Genomic DNA, 15,331 nt, shown 5'->3' with positions numbered 1-15,331 from the left:
TCGTAAGCATTAAATACAGCTGAAGTAGGGCATAAAAAAAGGCTCCAAAAGGAGCCTTTTTATTAAGTTATGTAATTATCTACATATCTTAGTCGTCATGAGCAGCGCCAGCACCTTGAGGTACACGGATGTGTTCAATCAGTTCTTGTACATCTTTTGGAACTTCAGCAGTCATTCTAGAAACAATGTGTGCAACTGCGAAGTTAGCTAATGCGCCAACAGCACCAAATGCATTTGGAGATATTCCAAAGAACCAGTTTTGACTCATGCCACCCATGAAAGATGTGCCAGGGATAAACATGATTCCTTTGTGTTGGAATACATATAGCATTGTTACAATGATACCTGTAAGCATACCCAGGATCGCGCCTGTTCTATTTACTCGCTTAGAGAAAATACCCATCATAAGAGCTGGGAATAGAGACGAAGCTGCAAGTCCAAAGGCTATCGCAACCGTACCAGCCGCAAAATCGGGCGGATGTAATCCGAGATAACCGGCTCCTAGGACGGCGAAGGCCATCGCTATTCGACTGGCGAGTAGCTCGCTTTTCTCAGAGATATTGGGGGTCAAAATACCTTTCAATAAATCATGAGAGATGGAGGAAGCAATCGCAAGTAACAATCCGGCAGCAGTTGATAGTGCGGCAGCTAGACCACCAGCAGCAACTAATGCTATTACCCAGTTTGGTAACTTAGCGATTTCTGGATTAGCAAGTACCATGATGTCACGGTCAACTTTAACCATTTCATTGGTAGCTTTGTCAGCAGTATATTGAATCTTGCCATCACCATTCTTATCTTCAAATGCTAGTAGACCAGTCTTTTCCCAGTTCTTGAACCACTGAGGACGTTCTGCATAAACTAGGTAATCACCTTTAGTAGGTTCAATAGTTTGCATCAAGTTAAGACGAGCCATTGCGCCAACTGCAGGAGCTACTGTGTATAGTAATGAGATAAATACTAATGCCCAAGCCGCAGATCTTCTTGCGCCTGCAACGTTAGGTACAGTGAAGAAACGTGTAATAACGTGGGGAAGACCAGCAGTACCGAACATCAATGTTAGCGTGTAAACAAACATATTCAGTCTATTGTCCATGCCAGCAGTTGTGTATTCTTTAAAGCCTGTCTCCGTCAAAACCATATCCAGTTTATCTAGTAGATAGGTTCCATCTGCCATCGTGCCGCCCAAACCAAGCTGCGGTAGTGGGTTGCCCGTTAACTGCATAGAGATAAATACTGCAGGAACTGTATAAGCAAAGATAAGAACTACGTACTGAGCTATCTGTGTGTAAGTGATACCTTTCATTCCACCTAGCGTAGCGTAGAAGAATACGATCGCCATACCTACGTATAGACCCGTGTCATAATCAAGCTCTAAGAAGCGAGAGAAAGCTACTCCGATACCTTTCATCTGTCCGATTACATAAGTAACAGAAGCAAGAATCAAACAAATGATAGCTACAAGACGTGCTGTTCTTGAATAGAAACGATCACCGATGAACTCAGGTACTGTAAATTTACCATACTTACGTAGGTAAGGTGCTAGAAGCATTGCTAATAGTACATAACCACCTGTCCAACCCATTAAGAATACAGAAGCGCCGTACCCGTTAAAGGCGATAAGACCTGCCATACCAATGAAAGATGCCGCTGACATCCAATCGGCAGCAGTAGCCATACCATTCAGGATTGGGTGAATACCTTTACCTGCTACGTAAAACTCACCAGTTGATGCAGCGCGTGCCCAAACCGCAATACCGAGGTATAACGCAAACGTTAAGCCTACTACGATATATGTTAGTGTTTGTAATTCCATTTATTAATCCTCTTCCACGCCAAATTTGCGATCTAAAGCATTCATACGCCAAGCGTAGAAAAAGACTAAAGCTACAAATGTGTATATTGAACCTTGTTGTGCGAACCAGAAACCTAACTTATATCCACCAACGCGGATTTCATTAAGGGGTTCAACAAGCATGATGCCAAATAAATATGAAACAACGAACCAGATAACTAGACAGATCATCACTAGTCTTAAATTGGCCTTCCAATAGGCCTTCGCATTATTTTCACTTTCTTGCGACATAAACTTCTCCTTATAGTCTACTTAAAATCTTATTAAAGCAGCAACCAACGCTTTAAAGATTCCGGCGAAGATAGCATAACGGTCTGTAAAGATCTTTTTTTGCAGATAGAATTATTTTAATGATTAAGATTAGTACTACTTGGTTTATTAATACTATCCCTTAGTCTTTTCATTTCAGCCATTGATCATTAGTTGGTTATTTTCTATACAATTTCCACTATTATCATGCCTTCTATCTATACCAAAAATATTAAAAATATATAGGTATAAAAATAACCAAAACTAAAAATAGTTTTAAAAATGATTAAATCAATTCGTGTTTTTCTAAAATTGAATAACTAAAAAAGAAATATAGAACGGTAAATATGAAAACATATATTTTAGGATTATCTGCATATTATCACGACAGTGCTGCTGCGCTTGTATGCGATGGTGAAGTTGTAGCTGCGGCCCAGGAAGAACGCTTCACACGAAAAAAACACGATCCCGCCTTTCCCGCTCATGCGATTAAATATTGTTTAAAAGAGGCTGGTATAAGTCATAAGGATATCAGTTCAGTAGTTTTCTACGATAAACCATTGTTGAAGTTTGAAAGACTTTTAGAGACCTATTTATCTTATGCACCAAGTGGTTTTCGTTCGTTTTTAACGGCGATGCCAATCTGGCTTAAAGACAAATTATTTTTAAAGAAAACCCTTAAGAGAGAGCTGTCAGCTGTATTTTCAATTGGTGAAAAAGAAATACCTGAGTTGCTATTTAATGAGCATCACCAATCTCATGCCGCATCTGCTTTTTTTCCTTCACCTTATGAAAAAGCCGCAGTTATGTGTCTTGATGGTGTTGGTGAGTGGGCGACAACATCAATGTGGATTGGTGATGGAAATCAGTTAACACCACAATGGGAAATCGATTTCCCTCATTCTTTAGGATTATTATATTCTGCTTTTACGTATTATACAGGGTTCCGAGTAAACTCTGGTGAGTATAAATTAATGGGTTTAGCGCCCTATGGCGAGCCAAAATATGTCGATTTGATTTTAGATAATCTGATAGATCTAAAAGATGACGGTACGTTTCGATTGAATATGAAGTATTTCAATTACGCAACTGGTCTGACAATGACTAATAAGAAGTTTGCCGAACTGTTTGGTGCTCCAGCACGAGAGCCTGAAGGTGAGCTTACTCAAAAAGAAATGGATATCGCACGTTCTATTCAATGGGTAACAGAAGAAGTTGTGCTGCGACTGGGTAGGAGTGTGCATAAAGAGACAGGATTGGATTATTTATGTCTTGCCGGTGGTGTAGCACTCAACTGTGTATCTAACGGACGACTGCTTCGTGAGGGTCCGTTCAAAGGCATCTGGATACAACCAGCCGCGGGTGATGCGGGTGGTGCAGTGGGTGCAGCTCTATCGGCTTATCATGAATATATGGATAAACCACGTACTGTACAGCTTCCAGATGCCACTAAAGGTTCCTACCTAGGGCCAAAGTTCAGTAATGAGCAGATCACAAAGTATTTAGACAAGATTGGAGCAGATTACATTCAGGTGGAAGATGACCAATTGATGCCTAAGCTTGCCGAAGTCATGGAAGGTGAAAAGGTCATTGGTTGGTTTCAGGGGCGAATGGAATTCGGTCCGCGTTCTTTAGGTGCGCGCTCCATCATTGGTGATGCAAGAAGTACCAAGATGCAAACGGTGATGAATTTAAAAATCAAATACCGTGAATCTTTTAGACCTTTTGCTCCGGTTGTAAAATTCGATAAAGTCTCAGAATGGTTTGAGCATGAAGGGCCAAGTCCATACATGTTAATCGTCGCTCCTGTGAAAGAAGATAAGCGGAATTTAATGAGCGCAGAACAAGATAAGCTGTTTGGTATCGATAAACTCAATATTCCACGATCTCAAATACCTGCGGTTACCCATGTTGATTACTCGGCACGTGTGCAAACAGTGCACCCCGAAACCAATCCAAGGTTTTATCATTTGCTTGATGCATTTGAAGAAAAAACGGGTTGTCCGGTATTGGTAAATACATCATTTAATGTGCGCGGTGAGCCTATCGTGAATACGCCCGAAGATGCCTATAGATGTTTTATGCGAACAGAAATGGATTATTTGGTAATGGAAAATATTTTGATCGATAAAACCAGACAACCAGAATGGCAAGAAGAGGGTGACTGGCGTAATGAATTTGCTCTGGATTAGAGTTAGATCTGCATTAAATAGTAGAAACTAAGAAATAGACTAGAAATATGAATACAGATACACAAACAGTGGAAGTGACGAAATCAGATTTAAGAAAATTTGGTTTCATTATGGGTGGAATGATTGCCTTGATGTTCGGCTTAATCTTCCCCTGGATTTTTGACAAAACCAGTGAAAATTGGCCAATATGGCCATTCATAGTGATGGCTATTTTCTTTGTATTGGCTATAGCGATTCCAGAAATACTAAGACCCGTTAATCATTATTGGTTAAAGATTGGTAACGTTTTAGGTTTTATAAATAGTCGTATCATTCTTGGTGCAATGTTTTATTTGATGATTTTTCCGATTGGTATGATCCTGAAAGTTCTAGGTAAGGATAGTATGCATCGTAAGCTAGAAGATAATGCAAAGACATATAGAATTATCACTAAGGTGCGTGAAAAGGATCATTTAAAAAAGCCATTTTAGTTAATTTGAAATTAATAAATGAGATAGAGATAGGAAATAGACATGTTAGATTTACTGGGTGACTTGTGGTCATTTATGCGTGAGCGAAAAAAGTTTTGGTTAGCGCCAATTATTTTAGTAATGGTTTTATTGGGAGCGCTTTTAGTTCTTGCTCAAGGCTCAGCAATAGCTCCATTTATCTATACACTTTTTTAATAAAAAGTTTAATTGACGTTTTTTTGGAGTAATAACGAAATACGAGAATGAAGAATTTATTCGGAAATTTGATACTGCTGTTTGTTAGCCTCGCTATTATGTTTGTAATAAGCGAGGTCGCAAGTCGTTATGTAAGCCCAATATCACCCGGGCCAAGCATTCTGGACATGGAGGGAAACAAACAGCGCATCAGTTATGTGTCGCCGAATAAACAGTTTCGAATAATTACGCCAGACTATGATGCAGTAACAACAATTACGCCCGATGGATACCGGGCTCCCCAAAGTAATGGCAATCCGGACGTTATTTTTATAGGGGATTCTTTTACTTATGCGCAAGGCGTTACTGATGAGGAAGCATTTCCTGCTATTTATTGTAAAGCACAAAAACTAAATTGCGCTAATTTAGCTGTACCTGGCTCCAGTACCTTGTATGAAGTTGATCGACTTGAGTCTTATATAAAGAATAAGAACTGGAGTCCTCAAAAAGTAAACTTCTTCTTTTTTACTGGCAATGATTTCGGTGATAACTTAAGTGCTGATGAACTTCGCTCTCAAGGACAGGGTTATGAGCCGGGAGAGTTGAACTTAAACCCTAATGCTGAAGACGATAAAGGATCAGTTGAGAAGATTATCGATTTTGGCTTGAAGCACTCAAATTTATTACGAGTGGCTTATTTCAAGGTATTGCCCATTATTCGAAGTGATTCTGAAGAGGCAGAAGCTCAATTAAACAAAGCCTTGAAAATTACTGGGGCTGAATTTCAGCGACTGGATAAGATCAGTAAGACTTACGGGTTTGAATACGAGATTTTCATTATCTATCCAGAGCCAGAAATCATTCATAATAAATATCAGGAACTAGGTAAGAAACTACAGAGCATTTCACCGAAACCTCTGGTTATGTTAGGTGATGTATTTAAAGAAAACACTAAGGCTTTCTTCTTTCCAAGTGATGGTCATTTTAGTGTTGAAGGTAATAAGAAGCTTGCGGATTATCTAATAGCTAGATAGTTGGTTTTCAAAAAAGCGCCTCCGCGAAGCATAAATTCTATTTACGTTTTAACAAAACTAAAACGTAATATCATTCAAAGTAGGGGGGGGACTAATGGATAATCCCAAATAAGCTGAGATCGAAAGTATTCAGGTTTGACGTGCTTTCTCTAAAAACATCGCATCACCGTAACTAAAGAAACGATATTTCTCGGCTACTGCATGTTTATAGGCAGACATGATATTTTCATAACCGCTGAATGCAGAAACTAGCATGAGTAAAGTAGATTCAGGGACATGGAAGTTTGTCACCATGGCATCTACCACATTAAAGTTAAAGCCCGGTGTGATAAATAAACGAGTGTCACTTGAAAAAGGCTCAAGTTTTCCTGTTTCTTTGGCGGCAGATTCCAAACTGCGGACACTGGTAGTCCCAACGGCAACTACCTTGCCACCTCTAGCTTTACATGCCGCAACTGCATCGCAGGCCTCTTGGGTCACTTCTACCCACTCGGCATGCATGACATGATCTTCCAGATTATCGACTCGTACTGGTAAGAATGTGCCAGCGCCGACATGAAGTGTGATCTGCGCTGTTTCTACACCTTTGTCCTTTAAGGTTTGTAAAAGGCTATCAGTAAAGTGTAATCCTGCAGTGGGTGCTGCAACTGCTCCGGCTTTTTCAGCAAAAACTGTTTGATAGCGTTCTCTGTCGGCTTCTGTATCTTCTCTTTCTATATAAGGAGGAAGTGGAATATGTCCATGCTGATCAAGTAGTTTGAAGATGGGCTCTTCATTAGTGAATTTGATTTCATAAAGCGCGTCTTGTCTTGCAAGCACTTCTGCATTAATAACTTCTTCTAATAAAAGACACCCCCCTACTTTAGGGGACTTATTTGCGCGGATATGTACAAGGGCTCGATGATCATCGAGTGCCCGTTCAATCAATACTTCTACTTTACCGCCGCTTTTTTTGAAACCATTAAGGCGCGCAGGAATGACTCGAGTGTCATTGAAGATGAGTAAATCGTTGGGCTGAATAAGGTCAACGATATCTGAAAAGTGTTTGTCATTTATTTCAGCTGGCGAGATGCCCGCATTTAAATGAAGTAAACGGCTAGCCGTTCTGTCTTTTAAAGCTTCTTGAGCGATGAGCTCTGGTGGAAGCGAATAACTAAAGTCACTCAGCTGCATAAGAACGAGCCGGGCTGCTTATTCTTGAGGGCGTTTTTTTACTACAACACCGGCATCGCCGCGGATGATTGCTTTGCCATCGACTAGGCAAGAGACTTTCATTTTAACACGGCCAGTTTTTTCATTGATTTCAGCAATTTCAGCACGAGCTGTCACTTCTTCGTCAATAAATGCAGGTTTGCGGAAGCGCATATTCAATTCAACAAAAATAGCACCAGGTCCTGGTAGGTCATTACCTAGAACTGCAGAAATCAAAGAAGCTGATAATGCTCCATGCGCAATTCTTTTTCCAAACATGGTAGTTGCTGCATATTCAGCATCCATATGTACCGGGTTGAAATCGCCAGAAAGTTCTGCAAAGGCATTAATTTTCTCAGCAGAAACGACCATAGTCTTTTCCGCTGCCATCCCGATAGTTAAATCTTCGAGAAAGTAGCCTTGATGATTAGTTGTTGTCATAAAAATTCACTTCTATATAAAGTGGTGCCAGTGGTCGGAATCGAACCGACACTCCCAGAGGGAACAGGATTTTGAATCCAGCGCGTCTACCAATTCCGCCACACTGGCACAGATTCAAGCGCGGAAGTATATCACTTGTTTTCAAAAACAAAAGGGGGAAGTTGAGTTAAATCAACCTGTTTTCTCTTTTTGAGGGATATGATTGAGTTATAATATTTAAAAAATAGGAGTTAGAATATGTTTGGAGAAAATCACGACCTGCACCACGAATTTCCTGAGTTCAAAGACAAGATTCATGATTTAAAGATGAATAATGGACATTTCCAGCGGTTATTTAAGGAGTACGATGAAATTGTTCATCAAATAACACGGGTAGAACAGGAAATTGAAACACCGTCTGATGACGTTGTAGAAGAAATGAAGAAACAGCGTTTATATCTAAAAGATCAACTATTTGAAATGCTTAAAGCGTAATAATAGTAGCGTATTTGTAAAAATACAACGCACAAAAAAGCCGAGATATTGTTAAGTGCCTCGGCTTTTTATATTACTTTAATTTCTTAGTATAAAATTAAGAAATAGCTTTAAGTAATGTAGAACCCATTTCAGAAGGGTTAAGTGTCACATGAACACCTGCTTCTTCAAGAGCATCTATTTTTGACTGAGCTGTTCCTTGGCCACCAGAAATGATAGCGCCAGCATGGCCCATACGTTTTCCTGGAGGAGCAGTAACACCTGCGATGAAACCTACAACAGGCTTGGTCATATTTTCTTTGATCCATGCTGCACATTCTTCTTCGTCTGTGCCGCCGATCTCACCACACATTACAACCGCGTGTGTTTCTGGATCATCATTGAACATTTTCATGACATCAAGGTGTTTCATTCCATTAACTGGATCTCCACCAATGCCAACACATGAAGATTGACCAAGGCCAAGTTGAGTTACTTGATGTACCGCTTCATAAGTCAATGTACCAGAACGAGAAACGATTCCGATATTACCTTTCTTATGAATGTAACCAGGCATGATTCCGATCTTAACTTCTTCAGGAGTGATAACACCCGGGCAGTTAGGACCAACAAGAATGGTCTTGCTGTTCATTTTGCGCATACGATCACGAGTTTTGATCATATCCGCCACTGGAATACCTTCAGTGATACAGATTACCAAATCAAGTTCAGCATCTACAGCTTCGTCGATTGCAGCAGCTGCAAATCTAGGTGGTACATAAATTACAGAAGCATTAACACCGTGTTCTGCTTTTGCGTCAGCTACATTGTTGTATACAGGTACGCCTTGAACTTCCTGGCCTTCTTTGCCTGGTGTAACACCAGCAACGAAGCAGTCTCTACCAAATGCATAGTCTAAGCATTGTTTAGTATGGAACTCACCTGTTTTACCTGTGATACCTTGAGTAACAATACGTGTATCTTTATTAATTAAAATAGACATGTGTGAACTCCTTAAGCTTTAACTGCAGCAACGATCTTTTCTGCTGCATCAGCCATAGTGGTAGCTGTTTGTAATTTAACATCAGACTCATCAAGAATCTGGCGACCTTTTTCTACGTTGGTGCCTTCGAGACGAACTACCAATGGAACAGTCATGTCTACCTGCTTTGCTGCAGCAACAATGCCTTCTGCAATTACGTCACACTGCATGATGCCACCGAAGATATTAACCAGAATACCTTCAACATTTTTGTTGCCAAGCATGATTTTAAATGCTTCTGTAACTTGCTCAGCATTCGCTCCGCCACCTACATCCAGGAAGTTTGCTGGATCACCACCGTATAATTTGATGATATCCATCGTAGCCATCGCAAGACCTGCACCATTTACCAAACAGCCGATATTGCCGTCTAGAGAAATGTAAGATAAATCCCATTTAGATGCTTCGATTTCGTTAGCGTCTTCTTCATCAAGGTCGCGGTAAGCAACGATTTCTGGTTGACGGTAAAGTGCATTTGAATCGATGTTGAATTTTGCGTCTAGAGCGATAACTCGTTTGTCACCAGTGATAACAAGCGGGTTAATCTCTGCAAGTGATGCGTCAGATTTTACAAATGCTTCATAAAGACCTGCCAAGAAATCAGCACCTTCAGAAATAGCTTCAGCAGGCATGCCAATTTTTGCACAAACGTCTTCAGCTTCTGCTCTGTTTAAACCTTCTGTAGGATCAACGTAAATCTTGATGATCTTCTCAGGAGTCTTTTCTGCAACTTCTTCAATGCTCATGCCGCCTTCAGAGCTGCACATAAGAACAACTTTTTGAGTTTCGCGGTCAACTAAAGCACCAACATAGAGCTCATCCGCAATGTCTGCGCCTTCTTCTATATACAGTCTTTTAACTTCTTTACCTTCTGGACCCGTTTGGTGAGTAACTAACTGCATGCCTAAAATAGCATCAGCGTATTCACGAACTTGCTCCATAGAAGTAGCAACTTTTACACCACCGCCCAAGCCGCGTCCACCTGCGTGAATTTGTGCTTTTACGACCCAAACTTTGCCGCCCAATTCTTCCGCCGCTGCAACGGCTTCATCAACTGAGAAGCAAGCTATACCACGTGGAGTAGTGACTCCATATTTTCTCAGGATTTCTTTGCCCTGATATTCATGTACGTTCATCTTTTTCTCTGATAAGTGAAATGATTAAATCGTGCTATAGCTAGTTTTTGTAGCTAAACACATGGCTTCTTTATAACGGCGGTAATCATACAGATAAATAGCCTCATTCGGTAGCAAGCAAACTAATGGAGGTCATAAGGCTATAGTATGTAAGGGTTTTCTAATGGATTAATGCTAATAATATGTAGATATACCATTATTATAGCTTTGTTTGGGGGGGCTTATTATTATTTTGAATAATTGTAGGTATAATGACTTTTACTTAAAATTTTAGAGATATTTCCGTATGGGACGCATTTTTCTTGTTCTCGTTCTGCTGGCAGTCAGCTTGTATGTTGTAAAATACTTGCGAACTAAGCTGGATGAATCACAAAAAAAGATAAAAAAAGACAACAATTCGACCTCAGATAAAAACAAAATGGTCAAATGTCTTAGTTGTGGTTTACATATTCCAGAAAAAGAAGCGATAAAAAAAGGGGATAAGGTATTTTGCAGTCTGGAGCACGCACAGGAGGAATTGTAGGAAGCATTGGGGGCACCAGTTCTCCAGAATTAGTTGTATCTTCAGATCCTTGGGCACCAATACAACTATACAGTGTTTACAGGCTGATTCTAGCGGGCATTCTGTTACTTTTAAGTCTGACTGAGGTTACAGCTGTTCGAATCGGTGGCTATGATGAGGGTATCTTCTCTCAAGCAGTCAATGTCTATCTGGGATTTGCAGTATTAGGTATCTTTCTCGCGCATTTTAGAAAACCCGGTGCTAGTTACCAAATCTATCTAAACGCAGTATCAGATATTATTTTCCTATTGATCGTTGCGTACAGCAGCGGTGGTATGACATCTGGTCTTGGCATTTTGTTGTTATTGCCGGTTATTCTGCCAAGTATTTTAAGTCCTGGTCAAATATCTCTATTACTTTCTGCTACTACTGTCATTTCCTTGTTGGGTTTAGAGACTTATTTGCACTCTGAGAACGTTGACTCAAATAATGAAATTTTTCACACTGGTGTACTTTCTCTATTTATCATGGTTATTTCTCTGGCAGCGGGTAGCTGGTTTGAGAAAGCCTCAAAGACAGCAGAATTAGCAAAACGTCGCGGTATAGATTTAGCGAATCTTTCTCAGTTGAATCAATCGATACTTGATCAGTTACAAACAGGAATCATCGTATTAGATCATCAAGCTTGTATTAGACATCTAAATCCAACAGCCTGGGATATGTTAGGGCAGCCTGAAGATTGGAGAGAGAAAACGCTAAAGGATTTTGCTCCTGAGTTACATTCTCATCTTGATTATTGGCGGCATAATGTATCTCCTAAGGTGGCGAGCTACGATATAAAGCATTGGAAATCCACAGAATTTACAATGCGGCTTTCCCAGCTTGGAATCAAGAATCAAGGTGTGGTTCTGATGTACCTGGAAGATACGCGTATGCAGCGCGAAAAACAGCAAGATGTAAAAATGGCTTCTTTAGGGCAACTAACCGCAAATATAGCGCATGAAATTCGTAATCCATTAGGTGCAATCAGTCATGCTGCACAGTTGTTATCTGAGTCACCTGTTTTAGATAAAGCAGACGAAAGAATGATTCAGATTATTCAAGCTAATTCAAAACGTATGAATGGGACGATAGAAAGTGTATTGAATCTATCTCGTAAAAGTAATCCAAAGCGTGAAAATATCAGATTAAAGCTTTGGCTAAATGACTTTATCAATGACTTTGTGATGCAGTCCTCTTTGAAAAAGAATCAAGTCAGTTTATTCCTTGATGTACCTGATGCTGCGATTCAATTTGATCCTACTCATTTACATCAAGTCATGTGGAATCTATGCCGTAATGCAGAAAAATATGCGCGTGAAGAGGTATCTGAATTACATATTGATATTCAAGGGACGCACCCAACGCATACCAGAGACATCATGTTAAGCATTATTGATAATGGAAAAGGCGTTCCAGATAGTAATATTGATCGATTATTTGAGCCTTTTTTCACTACCAGTTCAAAAGGAGAAGGAACCGGTCTTGGTTTATTCATGGCTAGAGAGCTATGTCTAAGTAATGGAGCCTCGCTTGAATATATAAAGCTTCCCGCTGGAGGCAGCTGTTTTAGATTGATTTTTTCACAATCTAATTTAGAGAGTTAATATTTACAAAATTAATTAAAAAATAAAAATAGATAAAAAGTAAAAATAATAAATAAAAAGAGAAGGTAAGATGACGCAACGTGTACTAGTAATCGATGATGAGCCTGATATTCGCGAACTTTTAGAGCTAACGCTTCTAAGAATGGGTTTAGAAACAGCTACTGCCGGAACAGTTAAAGAAGGCTTACTGGAAATTCAGAATTTCCATCCGGACTTGTGTTTAACGGATATGAAACTTCCTGATGGGACTGGTTTTGATATTGTCAGATATATTCAGCGTGAGCATTCTCATGTCCCCGTTGCTGTAATTACGGCTTTTGGCAGTATGGATGCGGCGGTAGAAGCACTTAAAGCAGGTGCCTATGATTTTGTTTCAAAACCTGTTGATTTGGCTAAATTAAGAGACCTGGTACAAACAGCGTTAAAACTTTCTCAGGGAACGAGTTCAGGTGCATCTTCTGGAAGTTCAGAATATGATGATGGTTCTAATCCAATAATTGGCGAGTCGCCGGCTATTGAGCTCTTAAAAAAGACAATTACTAAATTGGCAAGAAGTCAGGCGCCTGTGTTTATTCATGGGGCATCTGGTACTGGTAAAGAGTTAGTTGCAAAACAAATACATCTTCAAGGTCCTAGATCATCAGGGGCGTTTGTGCCCGTTAACTGTGGTGCAATTCCTGAAAGTCTTATGGAAAGTGAGTTCTTTGGTCACAAAAAAGGCAGTTTTACAGGGGCAATAGAGGATAAGGCAGGATTATTTCAAGCCGCGCATCACGGTACGTTGTTTCTTGATGAAGTCGCTGATTTGCCTTTGAGTATGCAAGTTAAGCTTTTGCGTGCGATACAAGAAAAGGCAGTTAAGTCAGTGGGTGGTGTGGAAGAAGTTTCTATTGATACCCGTATCTTAAGTGCAACGCATAAAAATCTAGAAGAAGAGGTTGAAAAAGGCCACTTCAGACAAGATCTGTATTATAGATTAAATGTAATTAAGCTAGATGTCCCTTCTTTAGAAGAGCGTGGAAACGATATTCTATTATTAGCTGAACACTTTCTAAATCTAATTGCTGAAAGATGGCAATTGCCAAAAGCGGCGCTATCTAATGAAGCGATTAAGGTATTAGCTAATTATCCCTTCCCTGGAAACGTGCGTGAATTAGAGAATATTCTAGAGCGTGCATGCACTTTATCTGATGGTGAATTTATAGAGCCAGATGATTTGCAGCTGTCTTCAATAACGACAGATGTAAGATCTGTCGTCAAAAAAGAACCCATTTTAGAGCAATCGCTCGAAAAACCTGACTTTTCATCAGGGAATGAGAAAGAGCAGATTTTACACGCATTAAATCAAACGCGATGGAACAGAACCGCCGCTGCAAAGACGTTGGGGATGACATTTAGACAATTGAGATACAGAATCAAAAAATACGATTTAGATCAATTACCTTGATTTATTGACATAAATCAATAAAGAATAGACGTAAAGTGATTTGTTTACTATCCTTATTTAGCAAGAAACTTCCCGCTAAATAAGGACTTATTATATGCCAATAAAAATAACACTTAATAAAGCAGTACTCATATCCACACTCCCACTACTATTTGCATCACAAACAGCATATTCTGCTGGCTTTGCATTAATCGAAAATTCCGCAGCTGGAATGGGTAAAGCCTTTGCCGGAGCCGCTGCCGCAGCAGAAGATGCTTCTACAGTTTGGTTTAATCCAGCTGGTATGGATTACTTAGGCAAAAGCCTTGATGGAAAATCACAAATAACTCAAGCCGGACACATTGTTTCAGCGAAAACAAAATATACCGACAAGGGTTCCACAGCACCCGCTGCTCTGAATGCCCAACTTGGCGGAAGAGATGAGAACAAGAGAATCACCAGTTTTATACCTAATTTGTATTATGTGAAGCCAGTAAATGAAAAATTACACTTTGGGCTAGGTATAAATGGTCCTTTTGGTTCTAAAACCGATTACGATAAAGACTGGTATGGTCGATATCAATCTACCTTGACCGATCTTTTGTCTATCAATATTAATCCGGCATTATCATGGAAAGCTAGCGACAAATTAAGTCTGGGGGCTGGAGTTAGTGCGCAATATGTAAAACTTACTTCATTGTCAGCAGCTATTGATTCAGCTGGTTTTTGTCGAAGCGCAGCTATCCAAACAGGAAATTCAGACTTATTTAGTGGTTGTAATGCCGTATATCCGAATGCAGCACAACCTGAAACAGATTCTTACAATGAACTCACTGGGGATAGTATTGCATTTGGTTATAATCTCGGTCTCCTCTATCAACCTACAGATAAAACTCGATTAGGATTAAGTTACCGTTCTAAAGTCAAACACGATGTTGATGGCGAAGTTAAATTTGATCTAGATCCCGGCTTAACCGCAGTCTCTCTGAATGGGGTTCCGCAACTTCAAGATAGAGATGTAAAAGCATCTGTTGAGTTACCAGATTCCTTGTCTTTTTCTGTTGCACATAAAGTAAATGATAAACTGGAATTACTTGGAGATATCACCTGGACTGGGTGGAGCTCTTTTCAAGAGTTGAAAGTTACTGAAGTTGATGGTGTTACTGAAGTTTCAACGACTCCTGAAGAATGGGAAGATGTTTATCGTATTTCTGTAGGTGCAAATTATAAATACAATGAGAAATTAACGCTTCGTACTGGTATTGCTTATGATGAAGAGCCAATTCCTTCAGCAGAATTGCGCACACCAAGAATTCCAGGTAATGATCGTACATGGGTATCGTTTGGCGCAGGTTATAAGTGGAGTAAAAACCTAGATCTTGATTTTGGTTACTCGCATTTATTCTTAAAAGAAACCGCAATTGATAATCCGGGTGAAAACGGATATGCAGTTCGTGGTACTTATAAAAGCAGTGTGGACATTCTTAGTGCACAACTTAACTATAAATTTTAAGGGGAGC

The 15,331-nt window shown here is 39.8% G+C and carries 14 protein-coding genes, 1 tRNA gene and 1 pseudogene; 9 read left to right on the top strand and 7 right to left on the bottom strand.

The window, feature by feature from the left end; translation table 11 throughout:
* Positions 1-88 precede the first annotated feature (88 nt).
* Both Q1A31_RS00245 and Q1A31_RS00240 read right to left on the bottom strand, forming a co-directional pair.
* Positions 89-1,816: a sodium:solute symporter family protein gene (locus tag Q1A31_RS00245; RefSeq protein WP_299870765.1), complete on the bottom strand. Its 1,728-nt coding sequence runs from the start codon at positions 1,814-1,816 to the stop codon at positions 89-91.
* 3 nt (positions 1,817-1,819) lie between these two features.
* On the bottom strand, positions 1,820-2,086 hold the full coding sequence (locus Q1A31_RS00240) for a DUF4212 domain-containing protein (protein ID WP_299870763.1): 267 nt from the start codon (positions 2,084-2,086) through the stop codon (positions 1,820-1,822).
* Positions 2,087-2,451: 365 nt separating this feature from the next.
* Between Q1A31_RS00240 and Q1A31_RS00235 the strand changes: the two genes are divergently transcribed.
* From Q1A31_RS00235 to Q1A31_RS00220, 4 genes are read left to right on the top strand one after another with little or no spacing between them, the layout of a single operon-like run.
* Complete coding sequence (locus Q1A31_RS00235) at positions 2,452-4,296, top strand: carbamoyltransferase (RefSeq protein WP_299870761.1); 1,845 nt, start codon at positions 2,452-2,454, stop codon at positions 4,294-4,296.
* A 47-nt stretch (positions 4,297-4,343) separates the two neighbouring features.
* On the top strand, positions 4,344-4,766 hold the full coding sequence (locus Q1A31_RS00230) for an SxtJ family membrane protein (protein WP_299870759.1): 423 nt from the start codon (positions 4,344-4,346) through the stop codon (positions 4,764-4,766).
* 42 nt (positions 4,767-4,808) lie between these two features.
* Positions 4,809-4,961 (top strand): DUF5989 family protein, encoded by a 153-nt coding sequence (locus Q1A31_RS00225; RefSeq protein WP_165874622.1) that lies wholly within the window; start codon positions 4,809-4,811, stop codon positions 4,959-4,961.
* Between the two features lie 47 nt (positions 4,962-5,008).
* The gene (locus tag Q1A31_RS00220; protein WP_299870753.1) at positions 5,009-5,974 is read left to right on the top strand and encodes an SGNH/GDSL hydrolase family protein; all 966 of its coding nucleotides are present in this window, start codon (positions 5,009-5,011) and stop codon (positions 5,972-5,974) included.
* A 129-nt stretch (positions 5,975-6,103) separates the two neighbouring features.
* Here the strand turns inward: Q1A31_RS00220 and queA are convergent, their stop codons facing one another.
* The 3 genes from queA to Q1A31_RS00205 form a co-directional block, all read right to left on the bottom strand.
* Positions 6,104-7,147: a tRNA preQ1(34) S-adenosylmethionine ribosyltransferase-isomerase QueA gene (gene queA, locus Q1A31_RS00215; protein ID WP_299870751.1), complete on the bottom strand. Its 1,044-nt coding sequence runs from the start codon at positions 7,145-7,147 to the stop codon at positions 6,104-6,106.
* 18 nt (positions 7,148-7,165) lie between these two features.
* Positions 7,166-7,606: a MaoC family dehydratase gene (locus Q1A31_RS00210; RefSeq protein ID WP_299870750.1), complete on the bottom strand. Its 441-nt coding sequence runs from the start codon at positions 7,604-7,606 to the stop codon at positions 7,166-7,168.
* Between the two features lie 22 nt (positions 7,607-7,628).
* Positions 7,629-7,714, bottom strand: a tRNA-Leu gene (locus tag Q1A31_RS00205).
* 129 nt (positions 7,715-7,843) lie between these two features.
* Here Q1A31_RS00205 and Q1A31_RS00200 point away from each other — a divergent pair.
* The gene (locus tag Q1A31_RS00200) at positions 7,844-8,080 is read left to right on the top strand and encodes a YdcH family protein (protein WP_299870749.1); all 237 of its coding nucleotides are present in this window, start codon (positions 7,844-7,846) and stop codon (positions 8,078-8,080) included.
* 97 nt (positions 8,081-8,177) lie between these two features.
* Here Q1A31_RS00200 and sucD read toward each other — a convergent pair whose 3' ends face one another.
* Positions 8,178-9,062, bottom strand: coding sequence for a succinate--CoA ligase subunit alpha (gene sucD / locus Q1A31_RS00195; protein WP_299870748.1), 885 nt, complete (start codon positions 9,060-9,062; stop codon positions 8,178-8,180).
* Positions 9,063-9,073: 11 nt separating this feature from the next.
* Positions 9,074-10,240 (bottom strand): annotated as a pseudogene (sucC, locus tag Q1A31_RS00190) (ADP-forming succinate--CoA ligase subunit beta); the annotation flags it as partial.
* Positions 10,241-10,523: 283 nt separating this feature from the next.
* Here sucC and Q1A31_RS20960 point away from each other — a divergent pair.
* The 4 genes from Q1A31_RS20960 to Q1A31_RS00175 all read left to right on the top strand — a co-directional run bounded on the left by Q1A31_RS20960 (position 10,524) and on the right by Q1A31_RS00175 (position 15,324).
* The gene (locus tag Q1A31_RS20960; protein ID WP_366942939.1) at positions 10,524-10,760 is read left to right on the top strand and encodes a PP0621 family protein; all 237 of its coding nucleotides are present in this window, start codon (positions 10,524-10,526) and stop codon (positions 10,758-10,760) included.
* Positions 10,727-12,385, top strand: a complete 1,659-nt coding sequence (locus tag Q1A31_RS00185; protein ID WP_299870747.1) for a nitrogen regulation protein NR(II) — start codon at positions 10,727-10,729, stop codon at positions 12,383-12,385. The genes Q1A31_RS20960 and Q1A31_RS00185 overlap by 34 nt, the downstream gene beginning before the upstream one ends.
* A gap of 70 nt (positions 12,386-12,455) precedes the next feature.
* Positions 12,456-13,832, top strand: coding sequence for a sigma-54 dependent transcriptional regulator (locus Q1A31_RS00180; RefSeq protein WP_299870746.1), 1,377 nt, complete (start codon positions 12,456-12,458; stop codon positions 13,830-13,832).
* A gap of 94 nt (positions 13,833-13,926) precedes the next feature.
* Positions 13,927-15,324 carry an OmpP1/FadL family transporter gene (locus Q1A31_RS00175; protein WP_299870745.1) on the top strand — a complete coding sequence of 466 codons (1,398 nt, stop codon included), beginning with the start codon at positions 13,927-13,929 and terminating at the stop codon, positions 15,322-15,324.
* Positions 15,325-15,331: the final 7 nt, after the last annotated feature.

Origin of the sequence: uncultured Cocleimonas sp., assembly GCF_947495625.1 — a bacterium.
In the GTDB taxonomy this organism is placed as follows: Bacteria; Pseudomonadota; Gammaproteobacteria; order Thiotrichales; family Thiotrichaceae; genus Cocleimonas.
This window is presented reverse-complemented; position numbering and strand designations above follow the sequence as displayed.

Excerpts from the sequence above, each read along its gene's own strand:
- Q1A31_RS00245 (WP_299870765.1), bottom strand. The coding sequence starts at position 1,816 with ATGGAATTACAAACACTAACATATATCGTAGTAGGCTTAACGTTTGCG.
- Q1A31_RS00240 (WP_299870763.1), bottom strand. The coding sequence starts at position 2,086 with ATGTCGCAAGAAAGTGAAAATAATGCGAAGGCCTATTGGAAGGCCAAT.
- Q1A31_RS00235 (WP_299870761.1), top strand. The coding sequence starts at position 2,452 with ATGAAAACATATATTTTAGGATTATCTGCATATTATCACGACAGTGCT.
- Q1A31_RS00230 (WP_299870759.1), top strand. The coding sequence starts at position 4,344 with ATGAATACAGATACACAAACAGTGGAAGTGACGAAATCAGATTTAAGA.
- Q1A31_RS00225 (WP_165874622.1), top strand. The coding sequence starts at position 4,809 with ATGTTAGATTTACTGGGTGACTTGTGGTCATTTATGCGTGAGCGAAAA.
- Q1A31_RS00220 (WP_299870753.1), top strand. The coding sequence starts at position 5,009 with ATGAAGAATTTATTCGGAAATTTGATACTGCTGTTTGTTAGCCTCGCT.
- queA (WP_299870751.1), bottom strand. The coding sequence starts at position 7,147 with ATGCAGCTGAGTGACTTTAGTTATTCGCTTCCACCAGAGCTCATCGCT.
- Q1A31_RS00210 (WP_299870750.1), bottom strand. The coding sequence starts at position 7,606 with ATGACAACAACTAATCATCAAGGCTACTTTCTCGAAGATTTAACTATC.
- Q1A31_RS00200 (WP_299870749.1), top strand. The coding sequence starts at position 7,844 with ATGTTTGGAGAAAATCACGACCTGCACCACGAATTTCCTGAGTTCAAA.
- sucD (WP_299870748.1), bottom strand. The coding sequence starts at position 9,062 with ATGTCTATTTTAATTAATAAAGATACACGTATTGTTACTCAAGGTATC.
- Q1A31_RS20960 (WP_366942939.1), top strand. The coding sequence starts at position 10,524 with ATGGGACGCATTTTTCTTGTTCTCGTTCTGCTGGCAGTCAGCTTGTAT.
- Q1A31_RS00180 (WP_299870746.1), top strand. The coding sequence starts at position 12,456 with ATGACGCAACGTGTACTAGTAATCGATGATGAGCCTGATATTCGCGAA.
- Q1A31_RS00175 (WP_299870745.1), top strand. The coding sequence starts at position 13,927 with ATGCCAATAAAAATAACACTTAATAAAGCAGTACTCATATCCACACTC.